This window comes from Streptococcus devriesei DSM 19639, from assembly GCF_000423725.1.
GTDB classification, from domain to species: Bacteria; Bacillota; Bacilli; order Lactobacillales; family Streptococcaceae; genus Streptococcus; species Streptococcus devriesei.
Genome location: NZ_KE384084.1, coordinates 666352 through 693114, shown reverse-complemented (window position 1 = coordinate 693114; position 26763 = coordinate 666352). Strand labels below are relative to the sequence as shown.

The window sequence follows — 26763 nt, the reverse complement described above, 5'->3', positions numbered from 1 at the left end:
ATAAAAATGAAAGGAACGGACGAGTTTGTGTTCTGACCTGAACACGGACGAGAGGCCATGTAAAAAAGACCAACTGCGGGGAATCAGGATTTTCTGTCAGCTGATTATCTTTACTTTGCTTTTAACGTCCTTTGTATCTTATGTTTAAATCTGGCTTTGTAGCCATTTTAGGCCGTCCTAATGTCGGCAAGTCAACATTTCTCAATCATGTCATGGGGCAGAAAATTGCCATCATGAGTGACAAGGCGCAAACGACGCGCAATAAAATCATGGGCATCTATACGACAGATGAGGAGCAGATTGTCTTCATTGACACACCAGGAATCCATAAACCCAAGACGGCTCTAGGCGATTTTATGGTGGAGTCAGCCTATTCAACCCTGCGCGAAGTAGAAACGGTGCTCTTTATGGTGCCGGCCGATGAAAAGCGCGGCAAGGGCGATGACATGATTATGGAGCGCCTCAAGGCAGCCAAGATTCCTGTCATTCTGGTCATCAATAAAATTGACAAGGTTCACCCTGACCAGCTTTTAGAGCAGATTGATGATTTTCGTTCGCAGATGGATTTCAAGGAAATCGTCCCTATTTCAGCGCTTCAGGGCAATAATGTGGAAACCCTCATGACCATTCTCAAGGACAATCTGGAAGAAGGCTTCCAGTATTTCCCTGAGGAACAGATTACCGATCATCCGGAACGCTTCTTGGTGTCTGAAATGATTCGGGAAAAAATCCTCAAATTGACCGAGCAGGAAGTACCGCACTCTGTCGCTGTTGTGATTGAGTCTATGAAGCGAGATGAGGAGACGGACAAGGTCCATATCCGCGCAACCATCATGGTAGAACGTGATAGCCAAAAAGGAATCATCATCGGTAAACAAGGAGCCATGCTCAAGAAAATCGGCAAGATGGCTCGCCGAGACATCGAACTCATGCTGGGCGATAAGGTCTACCTAGAAACCTGGGTCAAGGTCAAGAAAAACTGGCGGGATAAGAAACTGGACTTGGTAGACTTCGGCTATAATAAGAAAGAGTACTGAGAGTGGGACAGAAATCATTATTTCGGAGAAATTGATTTCGTCGTCCCACCTCCGCACAGTTGATTAGGATGACCGCTATCACTTGCGAAGCAAGGGATGAGGACTTCCAATCAACCACTGCGTCAATTGTTTAGTACTGTATAAATTGAAATAGTTTGGAACGTTTATCCTAGGTTCATGACTGCCATCTTGCAATAGAAAAGTGGCAGGAGCATGAGCCGGAAAAACTGGTGAGCGAGGTACGGCCAAGTGGACTGTTTTAGGCCATCGCCTGAAAATAAGAAAGCGATGAGGTCCGGGGGACCTTTTTAACCCGAGTCCAGAAATGGGGAAGTGAGGCACGGATAGATTCGCAGTCCAAGTGGCTTAGTGAAAGGAACAGACCAATGACAGCTAACTTATTTATCGAAGAGACAGGACAAGAACAGAAACAAACAATAATCTTCTTGCATGCCTCTGGTTCCAGCAGCAGGATGTGGCGGCATCATTTGGCTGCACTTCAAACTGATTTTCATTGTATTGTCATTGACTTGCCCGGACATGGCAGTAGTCGAGATATTGAATGGACAAGGTTTGATGAAGTCGCTGATCTCATTGCTGAAATGATTAAAAGCAGGTCGCATGGTAAACCGCACCTTGTTGGACTGTCGCTAGGTGCCTGCCTCATTTTTAGTCTGCTGAAAAAGCATGCTGACTTGATTGACCGGGTGATTGTTGATGGTGCCGGTCATCAACCCATAAAAGGACATGGCAAAGTCATTGCAGGTGTCTATTTTATGTCATATTTAAAAAATACTAAGTTAATCGCAAAACTCATGACTAGCATGATGATTAAAAGTGGGGTTCCTCAAGAAGACTGTCAGCTGTTTATTGAAGATTTACAAAGATCAACGAAGCGTTCATTTCGTCGTGCTATGTCACAGGCTAATCTGCTAAAGGTCAATGCAAACTTTGATAACCCTGCTTTCTTTGTTTCAGGCGGTAAGGAATCTGCGACAATTCATCAATCGCATCAGCTACTAGCAGGACAACATACCAACAGTGAATGTGCCTATTATCCCAATAAGGGTCATGCTTGGCTGTTTAGTGATGTTGATACGCATATTCAGCTGGTAAGGTACTTTTTACAGGGAGCTGCATTTCCAGAGAAATTGCAGTGCTTTAAAGGCTGCTAGATTGAGGAGAAGCCTATGGAATACAACACACTTATCCCAGAACTGATTGTCTCAGACATTGAAAAGGCCTATGCTTTCTACGTTGATCTTCTAGGATTTAAAGTAGCGTACGACCGCCCTGAGGATAAGTTTTATTTCCTTACCTATGGAGATGTCCAGTTGATGATTGAAGAAGCAGGTGAGGAAGAACTTAACCAGATGGCCTATCCCTTTGGGCAGGGACTTAATTTTTCTTTAGGTGTGGACGATGTGTCAGCCATATATCAAGCTTTTCAGGAAGTTGGTTATCCCATTCATCAGGAATTAAAAGTCAGAGAATTTCGTGTGGGCAATGAAGTGGTTCGCCCTCAAGAATTTGCGATTCTAGACCCTGATGGTTACTACTGGCGGATTAGTGATTGAGGCGGAGTGATATCTGAGGTTAGACTGTAAAGTTTCTTGTCTGAAAACGATAAGACAGGTTTCATGTCCTATTTAAAATTTTGTTAAAAGTAAAAGGAGTCTATATGTTTCCAGACTACATTTCCTATATACGCTCAAAAGTTGGACATGACAAGGTGATTTTGACTTTTGCAGGTGGAATTTTGGCAGATAAGAATGGGCGTGTGCTCTTACAACTACGAGGTGATAAGAAAACCTGGGCAATTCCAGGTGGTGCAATGGAGGTCGGTGAATCTACACTTGACACGGCCAAGCGTGAATTTTTTGAGGAAACGGGTATCAAGGTAGAGGCGACACGGTTTTTGAATGTCTACAGCAATTTTGAGGAAATCTATCCCAATGGTGATAAGGTGCAGACCATCGTTATGATTTATGAGTTCAAGGCATTGGAGGACTTTGATATCTCTGATTTCCATAATGAAGAAACTTTGCGCTTGCGTTTCTTTTCTCAGGAAGAAATTGAGAAGCTGGAGTCTGTAAGTGATAAGCACCGTCTGATGTTGACTGAGTATTTTGAAAATAGCTTTGCTATGGGGCATTGAAGAGCTGGGCTATTGTGGCTTATTTTCTTTGACAGAAGGAGGACTTGTTATGACTTATTTAGATATGTTGGTAGAAAGCGTTGACCGTGCACAGGAACGGTTTGAACGGTTATTTGAAGGAGTAACAGTTGAAGAGGCCAATCGTTTTCCGGCTGCAGAGGTTTCAGGTCAAATTAAATCCATGACCTGGCTGGCTTGGCACACGGCGCGGGAAATGGATTTGCAGATTTCTGATTTAGCGGATACAGAGCCAATCTGGTTTAGTCAGGGCTGGAAAGAAAAGTTTCATTTGGACTTGCCTGATGACACGCCAGACTGGCGGCATTCTTTGGAGGAAGCCCAAAAGGTTCAGGTGGATGACCTAAGTCTTGTGCTGGGCTATTTGGATGCAGCTGCCAAACTCACTAAAGACTATCTCAAGTCGTTGGATGAAGACAGTCTTGATGATATTGTGGATGACTCTTGGACACCTGCCGTTACACGCGGTGCCCGCTTGGTCTCCATCATTGATGATGCAGCCATGCACTCCGGTCAGGTTATCTATGCCAGACGCTTGCTGGGGCTGAAGGATTAGTTTTTTTGGAAATAGCAGAGCAAAGGAGGCAATAGTGCCTGAATTACCAGAAGTTGAAACCGTCAGGCGTGGTTTAGAACGCTTAGTTATTGGCAAAACCATAAAAGCGGTGGATGTGCGCGTGCCCAAGATGGTAAAGACTGACTTTGATCGTTTTATTTGGGAGCTGCCCGGTCAGACTATTGAAGCGATGCGCCGCCGCGGGAAATATTTGATCTTTGATTTTGGACAGCAGATTATGATTTCGCATCTGCGTATGGAAGGCAAGTATCTTCTCTTTCCTAATGATGTGCCTGATAACAAGCATTTTCATGTATTTTTCCATTTAGATGACGCCTCCACTTTGGTTTATCAGGATGTTCGCAAGTTTGGGACTTTTGAGTTGTTAGCAAAATCAGCTGAGAAGTCCTATTTTAAACAAAAGAAAATCGGGCCCGAGCCGACCAAAACAGACTTTAAGCTAGCGCCCTTTGAGCGGGCTCTGCTATCTTCCCAAAAACTCGTTAAACCGCTTCTTTTGGAGCAAAAATTCATTGCCGGTCTGGGCAATATTTATGCGGATGAAGTGCTCTGGGCAGCCAAAGTCCATCCGGAGCGGCCTGCCAGCAGTCTTAAAAAAGCTGAAATCAAACGGCTGCATGATGAGACCATCCGCATTTTACAGCTGGGAATTGAAAAAGGGGGCTCGACTATTCGCACCTACCGCAACGCACTTGGTGAAGATGGAACCATGCAGCGGTATCTGCAGGTCTATGGACGGGCAGGCGAGCCCTGCCCGCGCTGCGGAACAGAGATTCAAAAGATAAAAGTGGGAGGACGGGGCAGTCATTTTTGTCCCAAGTGTCAAAAAAGATGAGCAAAATTATTGGAATTACAGGCGGTATTGCTTCCGGTAAGTCAACAGTCGTTGAGCAAATCCGCCGAGCCGGTTATCAGGTGATTGATGCTGATCAGGTAGTGCATGATCTGCAAAAAAAAGGCGGCAGGCTCTATCAGGCTCTTATTCTTGCCTTTGGAACAGATATTGTAGCAGCGGACGGTCAGCTGGACAGGGCCAAATTAGCTCAGCTGATTTTTTCGAATGAGGAAAATCGGGAAAAGTCTGCCAAACTGCAAAATCGGATTATCCGAGAGGAATTAGCTCGCAGGCGTGACGCTTTGGCTGCTAAAGAGCCTCTTTTTTTCATGGATATCCCGCTTCTTTATGAGTTGGACTATCAGGACTGGTTTGATGAAATCTGGCTGATTTATACTGATGAAGACAAGCAGTTAGAGCGGTTGATGAAACGTAACAACTACAGCTCTGATGAGGCGCTCAAGCGGATTACTGCCCAGATGCCTTTAAAGAATAAAAAGAAAGCAGCTCAGATTATTATTGACAACAACGGCAGCCCGGAAGAGACCCGCAAGCAGCTTGAAGTACAGTTAAAGCGTTTAGAGAAGGGACAACCTTTTTAAAGGGGAAAATATGGAGAAAGGTTCCGGCGGCCATGTTCTTAAAGAGGCACAGGATGCGCTGCCCTTGCAGTTTCTCATTGCAGCTCATAAGCCTGAGGCTTAGAGGCTGCACATTTAAAAGTTTAAAAAATAATTTCAGCTAAAGCTGATTGCTAATCAAATCGGCTTATTTTGTGCTATAATAATGAAGCAGTTTAGAGAAGGAAGATGATGACTTATAATTAATCAAAGTGTCACTACTATTAATTGGCGGCAAAATTTAAGGGTAGCTTGGTTCGGTAATTTTCTTACCGGAGCAAGTTTTTCGCTTGTGATGCCTTTTATGGCGCTTTTTGTGGAAGAATTAGGAGCAGATCCGAGTAAAGTTGAACTCTATGCCGGACTGTCGGTGTCGCTGTCGGCCCTTGCATCGGCTTTGGTTGCTCCTGTTTGGGGAAAGCTGGCTGACCGTTACGGCCGCAAACCGATGATGATTCGGGCCAGTCTGGTTATGGCCTTTACCATGGGAGGTTTGGCTTTTGTTCCCAATGTTTTTTGGCTCCTGACCTTAAGGCTTATCAATGGCGCCTTTGCCGGTTATGTGCCTAATTCCACCGCTTTAATTGCGGGTCAGGCACCGCAGGAAAAACTAGGTTATGCACTGGGCACTCTGGCAACGGGTGTTACAGCTGGCACTCTGATCGGTCCTCTTTTGGGTGGTTATTTTGCCGATCTTTTAGGGATTCGCAATCTCTTTCTTTTTGTCGGCAGTTTGCTTTTGCTGCTTAATTTTATGACTATTTTTTTGATTAGAGAAGATTTTACACCGGTTAAAAGAAGTGACGAGCTGCCAACCAGAGAGCTGCTAAAACAGGTCAAAAACCGTCAGGTCATGCTAGGACTTTTTGTGACCAGTATGATTATTCAGGTTTCTGCTCAGTCCATTGCGCCTATTCTGACGCTTTATATCCGTCATCTGGGGCAGACTGAAAACCTCATGTTTGTATCGGGTCTGATAGTGTCCAGCATGGGATTTTCCAGCATGCTGTCCAGCTCTTTCTTGGGAAGAATAGGCGACCGTATCGGCAATCACCGTCTTTTGCTGGCAGCTCTTTTCTACAGTTTTTGCATGTATATTTCTTTTGCCCATGCGAAAACACCCCTGCAGCTGGGGCTGCTTCGGTTCATGTACGGCTTTGGCACAGGAGCTCTCATGCCCAGTGTGAATTCTCTTTTAACCAAGATTACTCCCAAAGAAGGGATTTCGCGTATTTTTAGCTACAATCAGATGTTTACCAATATGGGTCAGGTCATCGGACCTTTTATCGGATCGAGCGTAGCTGCAGGATTGGGCTATCATTGGGTTTTCTATGTGACCAGTGCCATTGTCTTTGTGAATTTCTCTTGGAGTTTAACCAATTTTAGACATTATTTGAAAGTTAAGGAAATTTAGTGCGTATTAAGATTCATTTACAATGTTCAAGCTGCGGCAGTAAGAATTATCTGACCAGCAAAAATAAGCAAAATCACCCCGAAAAAATTCAAGTACTCAAATACTGTCCTAAGGAAAGAAAAGTAACCCTGCATGTTGAATCTTAGAAGGAAATATGTTAGAATGGCTAAGATGACAGTGGAGGAAGTAAGTACATGTACAACTTTTTATTAACAGCACTGCTGGTTTTATCCCTTATTTTAGTGATTGCGATTTTTATGCAGCCGCAAAAAAACCCTAGCAGCAATGTTTTTGATAACAGCGGATCGGAAGCTTTGTTTGAACGTACGAAAGCTCGGGGCTTTGAAGCCTTTATGCAGCGTTTTACAGCGATTTTAGTCTTCTTTTGGCTAGCAATTGCCTTGGCGCTTGCTATTTTATCAAGTAAATAAAAAGTGAGCTTGACCTAGTCTGGCTTATTTTTTTTGAAACTATCAAGGAAAGAAAATGAAAGAAAAAATTATTAATTATTTGCAGGAGAAGGGCAAATCAAGTGTTGATGATCTGGCTGGCAGCCTAAATATGGCTGGTGCTAAACACTTCCCTTCGCTGATTAAAGAGATTTCCAGACTTGAAAGCAAGGGCAAACTGCGCTTTGAGAAAGACGGAACCATTTCACTGCGAAAAAAACCGGAAAAGAAAGACCAGATTACCGTTAGGGGAACTTTTCGGGCTAACAAGGCAGGCTTTGGCTTTGTCAGTGTTGATGAAGCAGAAGAAGACCTCTTTGTCGGCCGAAGTGATACAGGCTATGCGATTGATGGTGATACCGTTGAGGTAGTCATTAAAAAGGTAGCTAACCGTCTCAAGGGCACAGCAGCGGAAGCGCGTGTGGTTAATATTGTTGAGCACAGTTTGAAAACGGTTGTCGGCCGTTTTATTTTAGATGATGAAAAGCCTCTTTATGCTGGTTATATCAAAAGCAAAAATCAAAAAATCAGCCAAAAAATTTACATCAAAAAAGAGCCCATTGTTTTAGACGGGACTGAAATTATCAAGGTAGCTATTGATAAGTACCCAACACGGGGTCATGATTATTTTGTCGCCAGTGTCCGCGATATTGTCGGGCATCAAGATGATGTCGGCATAGATGTCTTGGAAGTTCTGGAGTCTATGGACATCGTGTCAGCATTTCCTGATGCTGTTTTAGCAGAAGCCAAGGCCATCGCGGAAACACCCAGCAGCAAGGATTTCGTTGGCCGTCTTGATCTGCGCGATGAAATTACGTTTACCATTGACGGGGCTGATGCTAAAGACTTGGATGATGCGGTTCATATCAAACTGCTGGACAACGGCAATTTTGAGCTTGGCGTGCATATTGCGGATGTTTCTTATTATGTTAAGGAAGGCTCCGCTCTCGATAGGGAAGCCTTGGCCAGAGAAACCAGTGTCTATGTAACAGACCGAGTAGTCCCTATGCTGCCTGAGCGTCTGTCAAACGGAATCTGCTCGCTCAATCCTAATCTTGACCGCCTGACCCAGTCGGCCATTATGGAAATTAATAAACAAGGTCGTGTTGTCCGTTATCAAATCACTCAGACGGTTATCAAAACGGCATTTCGTATGACTTACAGTGATGTCAATCAGATTATTGCCGGTGACGAAGCTCTGATTAAGAAATATGACAAGATTGTCCCGTCTATCCGCCAGATGGTTGCTCTTCATAAGATTTTAGAGAAAATGCGTGAAGACCGCGGAGCGCTTAATTTTGATACCTCAGAAGCTAAGATTTTGGTCAATGACAAGGGAGTGCCTCTTGAAGTCGTCTTGCGCCGGCGCGGGATTGCTGAGCGCATGATTGAATCTTTCATGCTGGCTGCCAATGAATGTGTGGCTGAGCATTTTGCTAAAAAAGAACTGCCTTTTATTTACCGGATTCATGAGGAACCAAAGGCCGAAAAAATGCAGCAATTTATAGATCATGCCAGCATTTTTGGCATCAGCATCGGCGGCACTGCCAATAATATCAGCCAAGCAGCTCTGCAGGCCTTTATGAAAAAAATGGAAGGTCAGCCCGGCAGTGAAGTCCTCTCAATGATGCTGCTGAGATCTATGCAGCAGGCGCGGTATTCAGAGCATAATCACGGTCATTACGGCTTGGCCGCTGAGTTTTACACCCATTTTACCAGTCCGATTCGCCGTTATCCCGACCTTTTGGTTCATCGCTTGGTGCGTGAATATGGTCAGCCAACTGCTGAAAAAATAGACCATTTTGCTGAACGAATTCCTGAAATTGCGGCACAAAGCAGCAGTTTGGAACGTCGGGCTGTTGATGCCGAACGTCTTGTTGAGGCTATGAAGAAAGCCGAATACATGGAAGCCCATGTCGGTGAAGAATTTGAAGGTGTCATATCCAGTGTTGTCAAATTTGGGCTTTTTGTTGAGCTGCCAAATACCATCGAAGGCCTGATTCATGTGACAACTCTGCCGGAATTCTATCATTTTAATGAACGCAGCCTCAGCCTTCAAGGGGAAAAATCCGGTACGGTTTTCCGTGTCGGCCAGAAAATAAAGGTCAAATTGACTAAGGCGGACAAGGCAACGGGAGATATAGACTTTGAATATCTGCCAAGCAGCCAGGATACTATTGAGAAGCTGTCCGGCTCTAAAAAAGCTAAAAAGCGTTCTTCATATACGAGTGGCGACAGCAGTTCTAAAACAGGCAAGCGCAGCAGAAAATCAGCTGTTTCACAAAAGAAATCAAAGAAAAAGCCTTTTTACAAGGAGGCAGTGAAGAAAGGAGGCAAGCATGGCAAAGGAGCAGGGAAACGTCGTCGCGCAAAATAAGAAGGCAAGACACGACTATGATATTTTAGAAACCTACGAGGCCGGACTTGTACTGACGGGAACGGAAATCAAAAGTGTTCGTGCGGCCAGAATAACGCTCAAGGACGGTTTTGCTCAGATAAAAAACGGTGAAGCCTGGCTAAACAATGTGCATATTACGCCTTATGAGCAGGGCAATATCTGGAATCAGGATCCTGACCGGACACGCAAGCTCCTCCTTAAAAAGAAAGAGATTGCAAAACTGGAAAATGAACTGAAAGGAAGCGGCATGACGCTGGTGCCTCTTAAAGTTTATCTGAAAAATGGGTTTGCTAAGGTCTTGCTCGGTTTGGCAAAAGGAAAACATGATTACGACAAACGTGAGTCCATCAAGCGCCGCGAGCAGGAAAGAAATATTAAGCGTATCATGAAGAATGTCAACATGCGAGCTTAGTAAATCTTGTTATCAACACCGTTTCTATATTAAAAAGCGAGAGAGTCAATTTCTGAAAGGAAAAGACGTCTCCCGCTTTTTTTATTCGCCCTTAAGCGTTAAATTTTTTTAAATCGATAATTTCAATCTTGTAACCATCTGGGTCTGTGATAAAATAGTACATCTTTGGTCTTCCGGGAAGGCCTGAGAGGTCGGTGATTGTATAACCGGCATCTTGGTGAGCTTTATGGCTGCCTTCCAGGTCATCAACACCAACGGCAATGTGACCGTAGCCGTTACCGAGGTCATAAGCCTCGTGATCGTAATTGTAGGTCAATTCCAGTTCATAATCGGGATCGTCTGCTAATTGCAGGTAGACAATGGTAAATTTATGGTCAGGAAAATCACGGCGGCGCACTTCCTTAAACCCTAAAGCTTCTTGATAGAATGCCAGAGAAGCGTCCAGGTCTTTAACGCGGACGCAAGTATGTAAAAATTTCATAGATAGTTCCTTTCTTTGTGAGTAAAGATAACATCAGCACATCTAGGCTGACACGCTCTTAAACCGGCAGTTATTTAGGCCAGGTAATGACTTCTTCACGCGGTTTACGGCTGCGCGGATGTTTAGGATCCCGCAGGCGGTAGCCAAAGGAAATCATATTGGCGATGCCTTCGGTTTGAGGGTCAATCAGCCCGGCTTGACTTAAGATGTGATTGGCCTTGTCGTAATCAAAGCCTTCAATCGGACAAGAGTCAATACCAATCATGCTGGCAGCTGTCATCATATTGCCCATGGCAATGTAAGTTTGTTTGGCAGCCCAGTCAAACAAGGCACGCTCACTGTCTAATTTTAAATCGTTTTCCTGAAAAGATTGGTAAAGTTTGAGACGGGCATCCAGGCCTTCACCTTCCTTTATCCCGCGGCGAATCAGACTTTGACGGATATTTTCCGAATCATAGCGGACATCTTTGCTGGCTATGGACAGTACAAAATGGCTGGCCGTTTCCAGCTGATACTTGGCTCCCCAAGCAATCTCTTTGAGCTGCTCCTTGATGGCTGGGTCTTCTAAAACGATAAAACGCCAAGGTTCAAGGCCGATGGAAGACGGACTGAGCCAGGCAGTGTCAAGGATAAATTCCATATCTTCTTTGGGGATCTTTTGGTCATTGTAAACACGCACGGCAACACGGTGATCAAAAGCTTGACGGACTTGTTTTTTAATGTCTTCTTTAGTCATAGTCAATTCTCCTTCGTTTGATAAATTTATCATACCATAATTTATGAAAATAGGGGGAAAGAGACCATAACAATTTTTATAGGTGCCGATTTCAAATATCCTTGGGTGCAGCTGCAAATCGAAGCAAAGCAGATTGTACAGAAAAAGCAGGTTTTTCAAAGATAGCAGTTTTTGCAGCCATCAGCAGTAAACGATATACTTCAATTAAGAAGACCGCTCCTTGCTCTAAGATGACAATTTCCTTAGTCTTTAAGGAAATTTTTTCTATGGTGAATGTTGAAAGCCTTTGCTAAAATAGAAATAAAATAAACAATCAAAGGAGGCAGAGTTATGTCTAAATTACCGGATAATTTTCTCTGGGGCGGTGCCGTTGCTGCTCACCAATTAGAAGGCGGCTGGCAGGAAGGCGGTAAGGGAATTTCTGTTGCTGATGTCATGACCGCAGGACGGCACGGTGTTCCGCGGGAAATTACAGCAGGAGTTTTGGAAGGCAAATATTACCCTAACCATGAAGCGATTGACTTTTACCATCATTACAAGGAAGATGTCAAACTCTTTGCAGAGATGGGCTTTAAGTGCTTCCGTACCTCTATTGCCTGGACTCGCATCTTTCCAAATGGAGATGATGCTGAGCCTAATGAAGCAGGTTTGCAATTTTATGATGACCTTTTTGATGAATGTCTCAAATACGGTATTGAGCCGGTTGTAACCCTGTCGCATTTTGAACTGCCCTACCATTTAGTAACTGAATACGGCGGTTTTACCAACCGCAAGGTTATTGATTTCTTTGTCCGTTTCGCAGAAGTTTGCTTCCGTCGTTATAAAGACAAGGTTAAATACTGGATGACCTTCAATGAAATCAATAATCAGGCTAACTATCAAGAAGATTTTGCACCCTTTACAAATTCGGGCATTGTCTATAAAGAAGGCGATGACCGTGAAGCCATTATGTATAAGGCTGCCCATTATGAGCTGGTGGCTTCTGCGCGTGCGGTAAAAATCGGTCATGAAATTAATCCTGATTTGCAGATTGGCTGCATGATTGCCATGTGTCCGATCTATCCGGCAACCTGTAAGCCATCTGATGTACTTATGGCTCAAAAGGCTATGCAGAAACGCTATTATTTTGCAGATGTGCATGTCCATGGCTATTATCCGGAACACATCCTTAAATACTGGAAACGTAAAGGCATTGATGTTGATGTGACTGACGAAGATAAGAAAGACTTATTAGCTGGAACCGTTGATTATATCGGCTTTAGCTATTACATGTCTTTTGCTATTGACAGCCACCGTCCAAATAATCCACATTATGACTATCTGGAAACCGAAGATTTAGTCAAAAACACCTATGTTAAAGCATCTGAATGGGATTGGCAGATTGATCCAGAAGGCCTGCGCTATGCCCTCAACTGGTTTACCGATATGTACCATCTGCCGCTCTTTATCGTGGAAAATGGCTTTGGCGCTATTGATCAGGTAGCAGAAGATGGCATGGTGCATGATGATTACCGGATTGATTACCTCAAAGCTCATATTGAACAGATGATTAAGGCAGTTGATGAAGACGGTGTTGATCTTATGGGCTATACGCCTTGGGGCTGTATTGATTTGGTTTCAGCAGGGACCGGCGAAATGCGCAAGCGCTACGGCTTCATCTATGTTGATAAGCACGATGATGGTTCAGGAACTTACGCACGTTCGCCAAAATTATCCTTTGACTGGTACAAGAAAGTCATTGCGTCAAATGGGGAAAATTTATGATATCTGAATTATCTTAAGAAGTCAGAAAGCCGGGCTTAAATGCCCGGCTAGACTGAAGAAAAAGTCTATTTTCTCAAAAAATAATATTTTGTTATGATACTTTCCTTAGGTGATGCGGACGGCAAAACCAAACGCCAAGGCTATAGCTCTTGACTAGGTTTTGCATTAGATTACCATTAGAAATAGTTTCGATTTCTAATGGCAATCGTCATAGCGACTTCCTTCGGAATTCCATATCTAGATTTTGAGCCTAGGTCTCAAAATCTCCGAGAGGCAGAAATTCAATATTTCTGCCTCTTTTGCTACGTCGGAAAGTATCGGGTTAGGCTTCGCTCATGTTTGTATCACCTTATAAAAATGAAAAGTGATACTATTCTATGATAAAATTTTAGAGAGAATTTAGTTTTGGAAGTTTGTCTACAACCTGAGCCGGTCTTTTTGCCTATTTTCAGGCCATTACGGAAAAATATTATGACTTGGTGCAGTCGTTTCCGTAATGATACGGAAATATTATCTATGGATAATGTAAGCGAATACAAATATAATAGAGTTAGCTAAAAAATATTTGGAGGAAACCATTATGGCAAAACAAGCTTTAATTATCTGTGCAGGAGGCATGTCATCTTCGATGATTGCTAAAAAAACAATGACCCTTCTTCAAGAACAGGGTGAAGATATTGAAATGGATGCAGTAGGAGTTCCGGAAGGACAAAAACGTATTGAGGCAGATAAATACGATCTTTATCTTGTCAGTCCTCAAACCAAAATGAACTTCAAACAGCTGGCAGACGCGGCTGCTAAGAAAAATAAACCGATTGTGCAAATTCCGCCGCAAGCTTATATTCCAATCCCAATGGGAATTGAAAAAATGGCACAGCTGGTTAAAGACAATCTCTGAAAAGGCGGCCGTATAGTTATTCCTAGAGCAGAATAAGGAGGGTAATTATGCTAGGTCAAAAGGAAAAGGCGATTGTCAATTACTTATCTCAGCACCGAGACCGATTTGTGACGAGTAAAGAATTGGCAGAGCATTTATCCTGTTCAGATCGAACAGCCCGAACCTATATTAAGTCTCTTATGACTTATTCGCCGCAGGATACCGGTATTAAGATCATTGCTAAGCAGGGCTATGGCTATCAGATGCAGGTCATTGACGAGCAAAAGCATCTGTCTTTTCTCTCGGAAAATCATTTGGATCAGACGAGAGAAACGATTGACATCACTGATAGGCATAACTACATTTTAAATAAACTTATTTTTGAACAAGATAAGATTTTCTTTGATGACCTGATGGATCAGCTCTATGTCAGCCGATCCACCTTGTCTTCAGATTTCAAAAAAATCAGAAAAGAACTGCTGAAATATGATTTAACTATTGAAAGCAGAGCTAATAAAGGCGTTTTTGTCAAAGGAAGTGAGCACGATAAAAGGCGGTTCATTATGGATTACTTTTTCAGCGGTCACTTCCTTAAAAATCTGCACCAGTATGTAGGAGATGAATTCTTTAATCTTCCCATCAGCTTTGAAGAGCTGACCATCATCGTGCTCGATGAATGCCGCAGTGACAATTTAAAGCTGTCAGATTTTATGATTCAAAATCTGGTTGTTCACATTGCCCTTGCCATTAAGCGGGTTAAGGACGGCTTTGATCTTTCGCCCATTGCCATTGATGATGAGAAATTTCATAAGGAAATTAGGGTTGCCGGGCGCATCCTAAAGAGAATTCAAAACCGCATGGAGCTGAATTTTCCAAGGGAAGAGGTAAACTACATCGCGCTGCATCTGATTACGCAAAAAAATGACGGGCAGTCCTTAGAATCTAAGGACAGCAATATGCTTTTACGTCATGATCTGACTGAGGCTCTTAAAAAAATTGACGGGCTCTACGGTTATCATTTTGCAGATGATTTTACTTTGATCGAGGGCTTACTGGTTCACTTGGAAGTATTGGCAGAGCGTTTGGCCATTGATGTTCATTTGGACAATCCGCTGCTGGCAGAAATCAAGGGGCAGTACAGTGATGCCTTTCACTTGACTCAAAAACTGCTGGACGATTTAGCGACTTTTGCAGATTACCGTTTATCTGATGATGAAATCGCCTATATTACCCTCCATTTGATGGCATCTTTGGAGCGGCAGCGCGAAGAAAATAAATTAAATGTTTTGGTCATCTGTGCAACTGGCTACGGCAGTGCTCAAATGCTGAACAACCGCCTTAAGAATGAACTGAGCCCTTTTATTAACATTGCAGATGTTATCGGCTATTACGATATCAGCGATGATAGGCTGCAGGGAATTGATCTCATCATTTCTTCCATTGATTTGTCGCATTTAGTTTTTAGTGTTCCTGTCCTGACCGTCAGTGTCTTCTTAAAAGAGGACGAAGTTGCTCAGATTAAGGAAAAAATACTGACACTTCAGCCGTCTTCTAAAAAAATAGAAAAACCTAAAGATGACCTTATCTTAGAGCAGGTTTTCGATGACTATTTTTCAGAGCGCTATTTTCAGATTTTTGACAGTGCTGACAAGGAAGAACTCTTGATATCGATGGTGAACTCTCTCAACGATAAGCAAGATGCCTGCTACGCCAAATCAATGCTTGATTTAGTGCATCGCCGTGAAGAAATGAGCACTGTAGCTTTCAACGATGTCATTGCGGTGCCCCATCCTATCAAGGCGATTGATAAGCGGCATAAAATTGCAGTGGCTGTTATCAAGCATGGAATTGACTGGGATAGGCATTTTAGCAAGGTTCAATTAGTTTTTTTGGTGTCGCCGTCTATCTATGAAAATGAGGGACTGGCTGCTATTACAAATAGGATTGTTGATTTAACAGATCAGCCCAAGCTGCAGGAGAAGCTGAGTGCAAGTGACTCGTTCACAGCGTTTAGGCAGGTTTTTTTATCTGACAATAAGGAAGGGTAGGAATTTTATGGATACAGAAGAATTACAGGTTGCGGCCTTTGAAATTATTTTAAACAGCGGAAATGCCAGAACACTTGTTCATGAGGCTTTTGATGCCATGCGTACAGGCAGTTACGAACTAGCTGAGCAAAAGCTTGAAGACGCAAATGGTGAAATGCTTAAAGCTCATCAGGCGCAGACCGAACTTTTACAGAAATATGCCAGCGGCGTTGAGATTAAAATTGAAATTATCATGGTTCACGCACAGGATCATCTCATGACAACCATGACCTTAAGAGAAGTCGCCCTTGAAATGATGGAGTTGTATAAAAAAGTAAATTAGAAAGGAGCAGGGATGTCTCATCAATTAAACAGAGATTCAAAAAAGGCGGAAAATCAGCAGCTGAAAAAAACGATGACGTTAAAAAATAATCTGTTTTCACGCTATTTGCTGTTTAGATACAGTTTGGCCTTATTTTTCTTTGTGAATCTTTATTGGATACTTTCTTTGGTTTACAGGCCAAGCGTTTATCTCATTTTACCAGTGATTCTGCTGTTTTTAATTATTGCAGCCTGTGCCGAGCAGTTTAAACTTTATGGAGCTAAGGAGGTTTATCTTAAACATACTGAGCGAGCATTAAAAATGCAGGTCATCGTAGAGCTGTTGCTGTTGGCTGCCACTATGATTCCTCGGCAGCTGCCAATAGCTGTTCCTTTCTTTTCAGATACGATGCCGGCTCATATATTTTTTGCCCTGCTGCAATTTCTTGGTTTAGTTATCTGCTGGTATAATCTCAAACGTATCAGACAAATCAAGAACAATGAAGACAAATTTTATCATCGTTTTCATAACCATATTGAAAAGTATATTTAATGGAGGAAAAATTTATGGATGAACAAAAAGGACTGTTTGGTTTTTTGGACAAGTATCTTATGGGGCCAATGAGTGTCATTGCGCAGTATAAAGTTGTCCGAGCCATTACGGCAGCGGGTGTTGCTTCCGTACCTTTTACAATCGTTGGATCAATGTTTTTGGTGTTTAATGTTTTACCAGATTCATTTAGTTTTTGGCCGGTTATAAGAGATATTTATGAAGCATCATTTTATAAGTTTTCAAGTCTTTATATGCTTGCTTATTATGTTACTATGGGGTCTTTATCACTTTATTTTGTTTTAACTATGGGTTATGAGTTAACTAAAATATATGCTGATGAAGAAGATTTAAATCTTAACCCTTTAAATGGTGCAATGCTTTCACTCTTTGCCTTTCTGATGACTGTTCCGCAAATTATTTTTAAAGGCGGCTCCATGTCAGCGATTCTTAACCTAAAAGAAGGTAAGGTAGTATCAGATGGCTGGGCAATTGCTGATGGCGCTATTACACGCTTTGGAACGTCAGGGATTTTTACAGCTATCATTATGGCCATTTTGTCTGTTATGCTTTACAGAATGTGTGTGAAACATAATTGGGTTATTAAAATGCCGGAAGCTGTGCCAGAAGGAGTAGCCCGCGGTTTTACCGCCTTGATACCTGGATTTGTGATTGCATTTGTTGTCTTATTCATAAACGGTATTTTTATTGTATTAGGAACAGACATTTTCCAAGTTATTGCGGCACCATTTGGCTTTGTCAGAAACTTAACCGATACTTGGTTAGGCATTATGATTATTTATCTCTTAACACAAGCCTTGTGGAGTGTTGGTATTCACGGCGCCAATACTATCTTTGCGCCATTTGTTAACCCGATTGCTCTTGCCAATATGGCAGCTAATGCTAAAGGAGCTCACTATATTGTTGCCGGTGAGTGGTCTAATATGTTTGTTATCGCCGGCGGATCCGGTGCGACTCTAGGATTATGTATTTGGCTGGCAACCCGTGCCAAATCAGAACAATTAAGTGCTATTGGTAAAGCTTCAGTTGTCCCAGCTATTTTCAATATCAATGAGCCGCTTATTTTCGGGATTCCAATTATCTATAATCCATCTTTGATTATTCCGTTTATTTTAGCCCCTATGACCTCTGCTACTCTTTATTACTTTGCCATGAAATTAGATTTGATTAAGGCGGTATTTGCTCAAGTTGCTTGGCCAACTCCGGTAGGAATCGGTGCCTTTACAGGAACGGGAGACTGGAAAGCTATCATTTTAGCCCTAGTTTGCGCTGTAGCTGCTTTTCTTGTCTACTATCCATTTATTAGAAATTACGACAGAAAACTGCTTAAAGAAGAACAAGGGATCTAATCCTAACTACCCGTTAAACGGGAGATTCGAACAAGTGTTATACGCCCGCATCACCAGCCAGCGCCTATAAAGACGCTGGCTTTTACTTTGTTTAGACCTTATTTTATAGCGACTTTCTTGCTGTTTAAAAGTTTTGAATTTTCAAATTTTTCTTTATGCTTTTGTGACCGAAAAGTAATTTACTAGAAATATCTACGAGCTATAATAATAGTTGAAAATACTTGTCAAATGTTTTCGTTCTTAATATCTTCAAAGGCCTTAGAAATATTAATTCTTTATTATGGAGGAAAAAATTATGACTGAGCTAAAAAAAATGGAAGAAATTTTTGAAAAATTAGATGAGCAAGACATGTCTGAAATTGTTGGTGGCAGATCTTGGGTTTATGACATCGGTGCATTTGGGAGATATTTCAATCAGGTAAGCCTAAATATAGGTCTTTAATTTTTTATTATGGAGAAAAATTATGACTGAGCTAAAAAAAATGGAAGAAATTTTTGAAAAATTAGATGAGCAAGACATGTCTGAAATTGTTGGTGGCAGATCTTGGATTGACTTCGATGCATTTGGAAAATATTTCAATGAAGTAAGTCTGAATGTAGGTCTTTAATTTTTAAATGTTAGCAAGATAATATACTGATGTCCCCCTAAGTCAAGACAATCTTCAACTTAGGGGGTATTTCGTTAAAATTTTTATAATTTATGGTAGGTTTATGGATAATTTTCTTAATACATTTTTTAACAATATCGATATTGAAGATACAGGTATACCTAAAAAGAAAGTCTATTCTATTTGGAATAATTTAAAAATTAGAAATCAGCTTATTAATAATGCAAATGATCTTAGCATAAATGCTATTATTTTGGTAAAAGATCAAGAACAATTGATACAAAATGCAATTGCTAGTGCAGATAAGATTTCTGATTGCATATATGTATATGATACAGGGTCAAAGGATAAAACCATTGAAGTAGTAAAGCAATTGCAGCAAGAAAATACGAAAATAGTTTTAAGAGAACTGGTATGGGAAAATAATTTTGCATTAATGAGAAATAAAGCAGCGAATCTATCCAGTTCATCACTCTCTTCTTGGAATTTTTTTATTGATTCAGATGAGCAATTTTTAGGTAATGTTGACAGCAAAGCTTTAAAATTAACTTTATCTGTACTGGATTATCTTTTACCAGAGGATGACATTTGTTTGTGCTTTAAGCAGACAGCAGAAGATTCTGTAGTAGTAAATTGGGCTGAGAGATTGTATAAAAATACAGAAACAATAAATTTTTATGGATATGTTCATGAAGAGCCTAGATCACTCAATTTAATAAAAATAAAAACTCAGTTTTCTCTTTACAATTCTGGTAGGTCTGAAGAACAGTTAGCTAAGTTTAATAAAGAAGAAAAATATTATAAATTATTACAAAAAAATATTGCTATAGAGCCAGATTATATTAAATGGTACGCTTTATTACCGTTTAACTATGGGATAAATCATGATAAAAATTATTTTTCAACAATTGAAAACATTTATTTTAAACTTAACAAATTAAGCAGTGACAGTAAAGATACTTTTTTTGAAGAATCTTTGGTCATTAACTATGTTAGATGTTTGATTCATAACTATGAAGTTGAAAAAGCCCTGCAAGTCTTATCTTTGCAAAAGGAAAATTACCGCAATAACACCTCTATAATATACCTTTATTATCTTTTAAAAAATATTGAGATTATGGAGAATGCCCGTGAGCAGATAGCTGCTTTAAAAAAAGATGTTAGTTATTTACAAGAAAATAAGGAGAGTATGAAATGGGTGCAATATCAATCTACAAATATACTAGAGGATATAATGGCTAAATTGTTATTTAAATGTGAGGAATACGACTTGGCAAAACTTCTTATTGAGAATAAGGAAACGTTAAAACACTCCCTATTAGAAAAGGAAATTAAGTTAACTAGAAATACAGAAGGGAGTTATTAAATCCATACTATTAAATAAATAAGTAAAATGAAAGTTGGACAGGCACACATGATACTTCGTCAGCACTCAAAAAAATAATGTAATCCATAAGATTGCGTATAAAAAGGGCTTCGTCTTCTTCTCATAAAGTATTATAATTTCTTCGGATAATACACTGAAGTTTGGCAACAATACCTATACTCTGGAGCAGTTCCATTTTCACGCACCAAGTGAAAATCAAATTGATGGTAAAACATATCCGCTAGAAGAGCACTTTGTTTATAAAACTAAAGACAATAAAATTACAGTTGTATCGGTGCTTTACCAATATGGTGCTAACAATAAGGCTTTGAAGTCGGTTTGGAGAAATATGCCTAAGAAGGCTGAAAGGAAAATTAAGCTGGCAAAGACTATTAATATCAATCAGATGTTTCCTAAAGATTTGAGTTATTACAATTTTGAAGGGTCTTTAACCACGCCACCATGTACGGAAGGTGTAAATTGGATTGTTTTTAAAAAACAAAAAAACATTAGCCAGACTCAAGTTAAAAAATTCTCTAAAACTCTTGGTTTCAGTAATAATCGACCTATCCAAAAATTAAACGGGCGTGAAATCAAGGAGTAGCTTTTTCTTAAAGAACCAAGTCTGAGCAGCATTGCTGAGAGTTTATCTTATCTAATTAAGTGTTTAATCTTTAGCAAATGATACATGAAGATATTTTCCTCATTTTCCCAGAACGTCTTTATTCCACTTTTCTAAGAATGTGCTATAATAAGCATATATGAAAAGAGGAGAGACCTTTTGAAGACAATTGCGATGATGTATGTGACCCTTTTGCCCGTCTTTTTGGCCGGGGTTGCCAATAAGTTTTTTTGTGAATCTGACTTTCTGGCTTGGACCTATGAGCCGATTGACGGCGGTCTCAAAACGTCTGACGGCAGGCGCTTTTTAGGTCCCAATAAAACGTGGAAGGGCTTCTGGGGGATGATTGCTCTGACCACTTTTTTTCAGGTCATTTGGGGACTGATTTTGGGGATTATTCCGCATTTTCTCTCCCTGTCCTTGGTTGCTGATTACCACAATGATATTTTCTTCAATCTTTTTTTCGGATTTCTCTTAGGGAGTGCTTATGCTCTTTGTGATCTGCCCACCAGCTTCATTAAGCGCCGCTTCAATATCCCTGCGGGGCAGGAGGGTCAAGGCAATGCCAGATGGTTTTTCCTTGTCTTGGATCATGCGGACTCTTTTATTGGCTCCATTGCTGCCATTGCTCTTTTTCATCCCATGACATTCACTTATTATGTAGGCTATGTCTTTTTAGGCGGGCTTACAGCTTTTCTGCTTGATTTGCTTTTGCAGGTTATTCAAGCTAAAAGAAAGGCTTTGCCATAAAGATTTTCTGTTTTATAAAAGAATTAAGAGTTTGGGACAAAAGTGAACTGCTCCCTGTCAAAGGGATAGTGAAATCATAAACGATTAGGCAACGGCCTTGTTCCTCATTTCAAGAGGAGCGAGGCCGTTGTGCTTCTTTTGATACCGGTGGTTATTGTAAAAAGTGATATAGGCTCAATGGGTAATTTTTTCAGAAAAAGCCCCTGACTTCCTATAAGAGTAGAAGCAGGGGAGAGGTATTTTCTATATTTAAATCAAAAATGTAACCGTGTCTACTCTAAACGTCTGTATTTTTATGAGCAGAAATGGAATAAATAAGATCCAGCATTAATAGTTATCAATAGCTCCAGTAATAAAACCAGCAGTTCCAAAAAGCAAAGCTCCACCAGCAGCACCATAAGTATATCAGACAAAATCTTTATGGGATAATAGTCCTATTACTATTTTTATAAAAACAATCCAAGCATAGATGGTTGCTAAAATTTCCATAATCCCAAAAACGAGGAATAATTTTCCATCAATTAATTCATACTTGCGAAGACGGCTTAGTATAACGAGGCTGAGGATATAGATTACTATAAAAATGAAAGTACTTTTAGACATGGTTGTATGTTTAGTTAGTTTTAAATTCAGTTTCATATTTCCTCCATAAAAATATTTTTAGCTAAACAGTCTTAGACTGAGGATATTCTCCTAGTAAAACTATTCTTCAAATAATTAGCGTTTATTTAGAGTATACACATATCCCCCTTCTTTGTCCCTCCTACTAAATATCCACATTGGTCTGTGATCGTTTCTTAATAAATCTTCATACTATTTTCACAGCGAGGTATGTCTTGAAAACTTTATGAAAATTTACGCTTTTATTTTAACGCTTAGGATTTTCTTAATCAAGGGGTTTTGGTCTAAATTAATATTATTTAACAAGTCTGATGCGAAAATTCAAAAACAAAAAAGATTCTGACAATTTATGTGGAATATGAGAAAAATATCCCTCTAACTATTCCGATTTTTAATTAAGTGAGTTAATAAATCTGGTCATTCAAAAAGACTGAGAAACTGAACAGCTCCCTGTCAAGTGGGCAGTGAAATAATAAACGATCAAGCAACGGCCTTGTTCCTCATTTCAAGAGGGGCAAGGCCGTTGTGCTTCTCTTTTTGGTAAGTGGGTCAGACAGGCTAAAACAATTGCTTCTTTTAAAACTGCAGATAACCTAACGGATGAGCAGCGTGAGCTCATCGCGCTTAGAAAACGCAATAAAGAGTTGGAAATGCAGGTTGATATTTGTTTTCTTCAGAAGGAGCAATATTAGAAATGCTAACATTATATCCATAAGCTTTGAATGATTTTTTTAGAGATAAAACTGGTAGATATTTTTTTCTATATTTTCTGGATTTTGATAATTAACAGAACAATAATAATCCCCCTCTTTCCAAGAATAAATACAAGAACTTGGAAATGATAAAGTATTAATAGATACAGTATTTTTAATAAAACCAGTTCCAATTATTTATATGATTTTATGATAAATGGGTCCAATGGAGACGACATAATCCCGACTAAAATTGTGCTCAAAACAATTTGAAAGTGACAGCGCTTACTTATATACTATAGACATAGGAGGAATTGAAATGTTATCTAATGAGCTCATTAAAAAATTTCAAATCTTTTCTAAGTATCCTAACCGTTCTTTTAATGAACTGGAGTATATTTTAAAAACAAATAAAAAATCGTTATGTTCAGATATCGTAAAAATCAATGACAGCTTGCAAAGATATCATTATGAACCGATTCGAATAGAGAACGGCTGTCTTTTTGTTCCCAATGTTTCAATCATGGATCTATTTGAACAGCTGTTCCCTGATTTTGACGATTATCTTTTTCAGGAAGAGCGTAAGGATATGATCATTTTATATGTTCTTCTGAACCGGCAATTCATTTCGAACTATCACTTACAGCAGCTTTTGAGAATCAGCAAAAATTCAGTTTTAACTGATTTAAAGATTGTTAAAAAGCAGCTTCTCTTATTTAATGTGCAGTTAAACTATACTAGACAAAGGGGGTATTATCTTAAAGGAAGAGGACTGGATCTGAGGCGGCTGTTGGAAAATACAATTGTCCAGCTGCTTTCTTTCAGCGGCGGCAAATGGCTGATACAGTACCTTGCCTATCATTGTCAGATCTCTTTGGAAGTTAAGGATATCTCTTCAGCTTTTATCAATTTGGGAAAGAAGTATGGTGTCTATTTCATTTCCGAAAAAATGAACGAGGTCTGTTATTTATTGGCTGTTTTAAACCATCTGTCCTTAGAACCTGAATTTTCTGATGAGTTTTATCAGCTGGAGCGCGTCTTTAAAACAAGAGCGGGAGAGGTTATCAATGAGCTGCTTGCTGATTTTCCTAATTTGTCAAAGGAAAGAGATTTTGCAGCCTCCCGGATTGTGGGCTGTATTCAGGGAGATTATTTTGAGGCTCCGGATAAAACGGTCACTGCCATCATGTCCGATATTATTGAATTGGTAAGGGCTAATACGGGTCTGGAATTTCAAGATTCTATTGCCTTTCGTAAAAATTTGTATATGCATTTACTGCCGGCTTACTATCGTCTGCTGTTTGATATCGTGTTGGTCAATCCTTTGAAATCACAGATCATGTCAGAGTACAGCTCCTTATTTTATCTCATTAAAAAGAGTCTGTCTCCTTTGGAAAAGGCTGTCGGAAAGACGATTAGTGATGATGAGGTGGCTTATTTTACCATTCATTTTGGCGGTTACCTGACCAGCAAACGTCAGTCATCAGGTGATAAATTGACCGCTTTATCAGTTTGTCCAAATGGAATCAGTTCCTCTTTGATCATGCAGTCAGAACTGAAGCAGCTCTTTCCGCAGATGCATTTCAAGGAAGTTCATCAGCTGGATAAAATTCAAAACAGTGATTTGTCTAGTTACGATCTCATATTTTCAACGGTTTATTTTGAAAATAAAAAACCTGTTTATGTGACTCAGCCATTGATGAATCCGATCGAAAAAATGATTTTGAAGAAAAAAGTCTGTGCAGATTTTCAGCTGTCCATTGATGATGATATTTCGATAGAAGAATTGCTGGCAATTATCAGTAAACATGCGACGATAGATGATCGTTCTTCCTTGATTAACGATTTATCAAATTATATTATTGGAGCCAAACAAATAGAAGAGATTGGAGGATTAGGATTATTGGATTTATTAGCAATTGATTTTATTCAGCAGGCAGATGCTGTCGGGAATTGGCAGGAGGCCATCCGAGTGGCAGCTAAGCCTCTGTTGGAAAAACAGTATATTGAAGCAGCTTACATAGACGGTATGATTGACTCTGTCAACAAACTGGGAGCCTATATTGTGCTGGCACCCAAAGTCGCTGTTCCTCATGCGTCTCCTGATTATGGCGTTAATAAGCTAGGACTCAGCCTGCTGCAGCTGAAAGAACCGGTTGATTTTGATTTGGAAAAAGAAGGCGATCCGGATAGACAGGTGCAGTTAGTGTTTGTTTTGGCGGCTGTTGATACAACGGCGCATTTGAAGGCACTGCAGCAGTTGGCCATGGTTTTGGAGGATGAGACTGCTATAGAAGCTATGATTGCGGCAGAGAAAAAAGAAGATATTTTAACTATCATTGGCCGGACAATAGAAAAAGGAGAAAAAGATGATTAAAATTGTAACCGTTTGCGGAAATGGCATTGGCAGCAGTTTGCTGCTGCGTATGAAAGTTGAAACCATTGCAAAAGATTTGGGGATTGAAGTAGACGCCGAATCTTGTGACTCTAACGCTGCTGTTGGCAAGGGTGCTGATTTATATGTCACTGTAAAAGAATTTAAGGATATTTTTCCTGAAGGTGCTAAGGTCTGCATTGTTAAAAGTTACACTAATCGCAAGAAGATTGAAGAAGACTTGGTTCCAGTTTTACAAGAAATGAATCAATCGTAATAAGTTGAGGTAGAAAGAATATGGAAGCAATATTAACATTTTTACAAAATATTTTAAGTGAACCGGCTTTCTTAATGGGCTTGATTGCTTTTGTGGGTTTAGTAGCTTTAAGAACTCCCAGCCACAAGGTGTTGACAGGTACTTTAGGTCCTATTTTAGGATACCTCATGCTATCGGCTGGTGCCGGTGTTATTCAGGATAATTTAGGTCCTTTAGCAACTCTGATTGAAAAAGGCTTTAATATCACCGGGGTAGTCCCTAACAACGAAGCAGTCACCTCTGTTGCTCAAAAAATTTTGGGCGTAGAGACCATGTCCATTCTGATTATAGGCTTGCTGCTGAATCTTGCCTTTGCCCGTTTTACACGCTTTAAATATATCTTTTTGACAGGGCATCACAGCTTTTTCATGGCTTGTTTATTATCCGCTGTTTTAGGGGCACTTGATTTTAAAGGTGCTGCCTTAATTCTTGTCGGTGGCTTTATTCTAGGGGCTTGGTCCGCTATTTCTCCGGCAATCGGTCAGCGCTACACGCTGAAAGTAACAGATGGTGATGAGATTGCAATGGGCCATTTTGGCAGTTTGGGTTATTACCTGTCCGCTTGGATTGGGTCCAAAGTAGGCAAGGGCAGCCACAGCACGGAAGAACTGGAAATTTCCGAAAAATGGAGTTTTTTGCGTAATACGACCATTTCAACAGGGATTGTTATGGTTGCCTTCTATCTAATTGGTGTTATTGCCTGTTTGATACGTCATCCTAAAGTTGTTGATGACTTGGCAGCAGGTAAAAATCCTTTCATTTTTGCCATTGTCAGCGGTTTGACCTTTGCAGTAGGCGTTGCGATTGTTTATGCCGGTGTGCGCATGATTCTGGCAGATTTGATTCCGGCTTTCCAAGGAATTGCGACAAAACTCATTCCAAATGCTGTGCCGGCCGTAGACTGTGCGGTTTTCTTCCCGTATGCACCAACAGCTGTCATTCTTGGTTTTGCCTGCAGCTTCTTAGGCGGCTTGCTTGGTATGTTTATTTTAGGAGCTATTGGCGGTGTACTGATTATTCCCGGTATGGTACCGCATTTCTTCTGCGGGGCTACTGCAGGTATTTTTGGCAATGCAACCGGCGGCCGGCGCGGAGCTGTCTTAGGTTCCTTTGTTAACGGGCTTTTTCTGGCTTTCCTGCCAGCTGCTGTTCTGCCGGTTTTAGGTAAACTTGGTTTTGCCAATACGACCTTTGGAGATTTTGATTTCGGTGTTTTTGGTATTTTGCTGGGCAGAGTCGGCGGCTCTGTTGGTCAGGCAGGTATCTATATTATCGCTGCAGTCTTAGCAGTTATTTTAGTCCTTCCTTCTGTTTTGACAAAATCTCAGGAAGCTTTAAACAATGTTTATGATGAAGCAGAAGAATCATAA

Annotated in this window: 27 protein-coding genes and 3 pseudogenes; 28 read left to right on the top strand and 2 right to left on the bottom strand. The window is 40.6% G+C overall.

The genetic code is table 11. The features are described 5' to 3' along the window. Window positions 1–140 precede the first annotated feature (140 nt). The 13 genes and pseudogenes from era to smpB all read left to right on the top strand — a co-directional run bounded on the left by era (window position 141) and on the right by smpB (window position 9918). A complete protein-coding gene (era, locus tag G573_RS0109515) occupies window positions 141–1037 on the top strand; it encodes a GTPase Era (RefSeq protein ID WP_027976510.1) in 897 nt (298 codons plus the stop codon). Window positions 1038–1423: 386 nt separating this feature from the next. Next, on the top strand, window positions 1424–2212 hold the full coding sequence (locus G573_RS0109510) for an alpha/beta fold hydrolase (RefSeq protein WP_027976509.1): 789 nt from the start codon (window positions 1424–1426) through the stop codon (window positions 2210–2212). 15 nt (window positions 2213–2227) lie between these two features. Next, window positions 2228–2614 (top strand): bleomycin resistance protein, encoded by a 387-nt coding sequence (locus tag G573_RS0109505; protein WP_027976508.1) that lies wholly within the window; start codon window positions 2228–2230, stop codon window positions 2612–2614. A gap of 104 nt (window positions 2615–2718) precedes the next feature. Then, window positions 2719–3195, top strand: a complete 477-nt coding sequence (locus G573_RS0109500) for an NUDIX hydrolase (protein WP_027976507.1) — start codon at window positions 2719–2721, stop codon at window positions 3193–3195. Window positions 3196–3244: 49 nt separating this feature from the next. Further along, entirely contained in the window at window positions 3245–3769 is a 525-nt protein-coding gene (locus G573_RS0109495) for a mycothiol transferase (RefSeq protein WP_027976506.1), read from the top strand. 34 nt (window positions 3770–3803) lie between these two features. Beyond that, window positions 3804–4625: a DNA-formamidopyrimidine glycosylase gene (mutM, locus tag G573_RS0109490; RefSeq protein WP_027976505.1), complete on the top strand. Its 822-nt coding sequence runs from the start codon at window positions 3804–3806 to the stop codon at window positions 4623–4625. Continuing rightward, window positions 4622–5227, top strand: a complete 606-nt coding sequence (coaE, locus tag G573_RS0109485; RefSeq protein WP_037586885.1) for a dephospho-CoA kinase — start codon at window positions 4622–4624, stop codon at window positions 5225–5227. Before mutM ends, coaE begins: the two co-directional genes overlap by 4 nt. A 10-nt stretch (window positions 5228–5237) precedes the next feature. Beyond that, window positions 5238–5330 (top strand): annotated as a pseudogene (locus G573_RS11790) (methyltransferase); the annotation flags it as partial. Between the two features lie 138 nt (window positions 5331–5468). Next, window positions 5469–6659 (top strand): multidrug efflux MFS transporter, encoded by a 1191-nt coding sequence (locus G573_RS0109475; protein ID WP_027976503.1) that lies wholly within the window; start codon window positions 5469–5471, stop codon window positions 6657–6659. Then, window positions 6659–6805 (top strand): 50S ribosomal protein L33, encoded by a 147-nt coding sequence (gene rpmG / locus G573_RS0109470; protein ID WP_003087331.1) that lies wholly within the window; start codon window positions 6659–6661, stop codon window positions 6803–6805. The genes G573_RS0109475 and rpmG overlap by 1 nt, the downstream gene beginning before the upstream one ends. Window positions 6806–6853: 48 nt before the next feature. Further along, window positions 6854–7090: a preprotein translocase subunit SecG gene (secG, locus tag G573_RS0109465; RefSeq protein WP_027976502.1), complete on the top strand. Its 237-nt coding sequence runs from the start codon at window positions 6854–6856 to the stop codon at window positions 7088–7090. A 55-nt stretch (window positions 7091–7145) separates the two neighbouring features. Continuing rightward, the gene (gene rnr, locus G573_RS0109460; RefSeq protein ID WP_027976501.1) at window positions 7146–9485 is read left to right on the top strand and encodes a ribonuclease R; all 2340 of its coding nucleotides are present in this window, start codon (window positions 7146–7148) and stop codon (window positions 9483–9485) included. Beyond that, entirely contained in the window at window positions 9448–9918 is a 471-nt protein-coding gene (gene smpB / locus G573_RS0109455; protein ID WP_027976500.1) for an SsrA-binding protein SmpB, read from the top strand. The genes rnr and smpB overlap by 38 nt, the downstream gene beginning before the upstream one ends. Window positions 9919–10009: 91 nt before the next feature. On the opposite strand, the gene gloA is transcribed toward smpB, so the two are convergent. Then, window positions 10010–10399 (bottom strand): lactoylglutathione lyase, encoded by a 390-nt coding sequence (gene gloA / locus G573_RS0109450; protein WP_027976499.1) that lies wholly within the window; start codon window positions 10397–10399, stop codon window positions 10010–10012. Window positions 10400–10469: 70 nt separating this feature from the next. Further along, window positions 10470–11135 carry an NAD(P)H-dependent oxidoreductase gene (locus G573_RS0109445; protein WP_027976498.1) on the bottom strand — a complete coding sequence of 222 codons (666 nt, stop codon included), beginning with the start codon at window positions 11133–11135 and terminating at the stop codon, window positions 10470–10472. A gap of 330 nt (window positions 11136–11465) precedes the next feature. On the opposite strand from G573_RS0109445, the gene G573_RS0109435 reads away from it, so the two are divergent. From G573_RS0109435 to G573_RS0109365, 15 genes and pseudogenes are all read left to right on the top strand, one after another. Next, window positions 11466–12899 carry a 6-phospho-beta-glucosidase gene (locus G573_RS0109435; protein ID WP_027976496.1) on the top strand — a complete coding sequence of 478 codons (1434 nt, stop codon included), beginning with the start codon at window positions 11466–11468 and terminating at the stop codon, window positions 12897–12899. A gap of 580 nt (window positions 12900–13479) precedes the next feature. After that, window positions 13480–13797 carry a PTS cellobiose transporter subunit IIB gene (locus G573_RS0109430; protein ID WP_027976495.1) on the top strand — a complete coding sequence of 106 codons (318 nt, stop codon included), beginning with the start codon at window positions 13480–13482 and terminating at the stop codon, window positions 13795–13797. Window positions 13798–13844: 47 nt separating this feature from the next. Further along, complete coding sequence (locus G573_RS0109425) at window positions 13845–15824, top strand: BglG family transcription antiterminator (protein ID WP_027976494.1); 1980 nt, start codon at window positions 13845–13847, stop codon at window positions 15822–15824. A 7-nt stretch (window positions 15825–15831) separates the two neighbouring features. Then, entirely contained in the window at window positions 15832–16146 is a 315-nt protein-coding gene (locus tag G573_RS0109420; RefSeq protein ID WP_027976493.1) for a PTS cellobiose transporter subunit IIA, read from the top strand. Between the two features lie 12 nt (window positions 16147–16158). Continuing rightward, window positions 16159–16677 carry a hypothetical protein gene (locus tag G573_RS0109415; RefSeq protein WP_027976492.1) on the top strand — a complete coding sequence of 173 codons (519 nt, stop codon included), beginning with the start codon at window positions 16159–16161 and terminating at the stop codon, window positions 16675–16677. A gap of 14 nt (window positions 16678–16691) precedes the next feature. Beyond that, complete coding sequence (gene celB / locus G573_RS0109410) at window positions 16692–18044, top strand: PTS cellobiose transporter subunit IIC (RefSeq protein WP_027976491.1); 1353 nt, start codon at window positions 16692–16694, stop codon at window positions 18042–18044. Window positions 18045–18339: 295 nt separating this feature from the next. Then, the gene (locus G573_RS11470; protein WP_156888809.1) at window positions 18340–18486 is read left to right on the top strand and encodes a hypothetical protein; all 147 of its coding nucleotides are present in this window, start codon (window positions 18340–18342) and stop codon (window positions 18484–18486) included. Window positions 18487–18508: 22 nt separating this feature from the next. Continuing rightward, window positions 18509–18652, top strand: coding sequence for a hypothetical protein (locus G573_RS11465; protein WP_156888808.1), 144 nt, complete (start codon window positions 18509–18511; stop codon window positions 18650–18652). Between the two features lie 103 nt (window positions 18653–18755). After that, on the top strand, window positions 18756–20018 hold the full coding sequence (locus G573_RS0109395) for a glycosyltransferase (protein ID WP_027976490.1): 1263 nt from the start codon (window positions 18756–18758) through the stop codon (window positions 20016–20018). Between the two features lie 148 nt (window positions 20019–20166). Further along, window positions 20167–20622, top strand: a pseudogene (locus G573_RS11090) (carbonic anhydrase); the annotation flags it as partial. A gap of 177 nt (window positions 20623–20799) precedes the next feature. Then, complete coding sequence (locus tag G573_RS0109385; RefSeq protein ID WP_027976489.1) at window positions 20800–21390, top strand: CDP-archaeol synthase; 591 nt, start codon at window positions 20800–20802, stop codon at window positions 21388–21390. A gap of 1151 nt (window positions 21391–22541) precedes the next feature. Further along, a pseudogene (locus tag G573_RS11460) lies at window positions 22542–22676 on the top strand (transposase); the annotation flags it as partial. 346 nt (window positions 22677–23022) lie between these two features. Next, window positions 23023–25080, top strand: coding sequence for a BglG family transcription antiterminator (locus G573_RS0109375; protein WP_027976487.1), 2058 nt, complete (start codon window positions 23023–23025; stop codon window positions 25078–25080). Next, a complete protein-coding gene (locus G573_RS0109370; RefSeq protein ID WP_027976486.1) occupies window positions 25073–25354 on the top strand; it encodes a PTS sugar transporter subunit IIB in 282 nt (93 codons plus the stop codon). Before G573_RS0109375 ends, G573_RS0109370 begins: the two co-directional genes overlap by 8 nt. Window positions 25355–25374: 20 nt before the next feature. Continuing rightward, a complete protein-coding gene (locus G573_RS0109365) occupies window positions 25375–26763 on the top strand; it encodes a PTS ascorbate transporter subunit IIC (RefSeq protein ID WP_027976485.1) in 1389 nt (462 codons plus the stop codon).

Excerpts from the sequence above, each read along its gene's own strand:
- G573_RS0109370 (WP_027976486.1), top strand. The coding sequence starts at position 25,073 with ATGATTAAAATTGTAACCGTTTGCGGAAATGGCATTGGCAGCAGTTTG.
- era (WP_027976510.1), top strand. The coding sequence starts at position 141 with ATGTTTAAATCTGGCTTTGTAGCCATTTTAGGCCGTCCTAATGTCGGC.
- gloA (WP_027976499.1), bottom strand. The coding sequence starts at position 10,399 with ATGAAATTTTTACATACTTGCGTCCGCGTTAAAGACCTGGACGCTTCT.
- G573_RS0109510 (WP_027976509.1), top strand. The coding sequence starts at position 1,424 with ATGACAGCTAACTTATTTATCGAAGAGACAGGACAAGAACAGAAACAA.
- G573_RS0109505 (WP_027976508.1), top strand. The coding sequence starts at position 2,228 with ATGGAATACAACACACTTATCCCAGAACTGATTGTCTCAGACATTGAA.
- rnr (WP_027976501.1), top strand. The coding sequence starts at position 7,146 with ATGAAAGAAAAAATTATTAATTATTTGCAGGAGAAGGGCAAATCAAGT.
- G573_RS0109495 (WP_027976506.1), top strand. The coding sequence starts at position 3,245 with ATGACTTATTTAGATATGTTGGTAGAAAGCGTTGACCGTGCACAGGAA.
- secG (WP_027976502.1), top strand. The coding sequence starts at position 6,854 with ATGTACAACTTTTTATTAACAGCACTGCTGGTTTTATCCCTTATTTTA.
- G573_RS0109445 (WP_027976498.1), bottom strand. The coding sequence starts at position 11,135 with ATGACTAAAGAAGACATTAAAAAACAAGTCCGTCAAGCTTTTGATCAC.
- coaE (WP_037586885.1), top strand. The coding sequence starts at position 4,622 with ATGAGCAAAATTATTGGAATTACAGGCGGTATTGCTTCCGGTAAGTCA.
- smpB (WP_027976500.1), top strand. The coding sequence starts at position 9,448 with ATGGCAAAGGAGCAGGGAAACGTCGTCGCGCAAAATAAGAAGGCAAGA.
- G573_RS0109435 (WP_027976496.1), top strand. The coding sequence starts at position 11,466 with ATGTCTAAATTACCGGATAATTTTCTCTGGGGCGGTGCCGTTGCTGCT.
- G573_RS11470 (WP_156888809.1), top strand. The coding sequence starts at position 18,340 with ATGACTGAGCTAAAAAAAATGGAAGAAATTTTTGAAAAATTAGATGAG.
- G573_RS0109365 (WP_027976485.1), top strand. The coding sequence starts at position 25,375 with ATGGAAGCAATATTAACATTTTTACAAAATATTTTAAGTGAACCGGCT.
- G573_RS0109395 (WP_027976490.1), top strand. The coding sequence starts at position 18,756 with ATGGATAATTTTCTTAATACATTTTTTAACAATATCGATATTGAAGAT.
- G573_RS0109430 (WP_027976495.1), top strand. The coding sequence starts at position 13,480 with ATGGCAAAACAAGCTTTAATTATCTGTGCAGGAGGCATGTCATCTTCG.
- celB (WP_027976491.1), top strand. The coding sequence starts at position 16,692 with ATGGATGAACAAAAAGGACTGTTTGGTTTTTTGGACAAGTATCTTATG.
- G573_RS0109425 (WP_027976494.1), top strand. The coding sequence starts at position 13,845 with ATGCTAGGTCAAAAGGAAAAGGCGATTGTCAATTACTTATCTCAGCAC.
- G573_RS0109375 (WP_027976487.1), top strand. The coding sequence starts at position 23,023 with ATGTTATCTAATGAGCTCATTAAAAAATTTCAAATCTTTTCTAAGTAT.
- G573_RS11465 (WP_156888808.1), top strand. The coding sequence starts at position 18,509 with ATGACTGAGCTAAAAAAAATGGAAGAAATTTTTGAAAAATTAGATGAG.
- G573_RS0109420 (WP_027976493.1), top strand. The coding sequence starts at position 15,832 with ATGGATACAGAAGAATTACAGGTTGCGGCCTTTGAAATTATTTTAAAC.
- G573_RS0109415 (WP_027976492.1), top strand. The coding sequence starts at position 16,159 with ATGTCTCATCAATTAAACAGAGATTCAAAAAAGGCGGAAAATCAGCAG.
- G573_RS0109500 (WP_027976507.1), top strand. The coding sequence starts at position 2,719 with ATGTTTCCAGACTACATTTCCTATATACGCTCAAAAGTTGGACATGAC.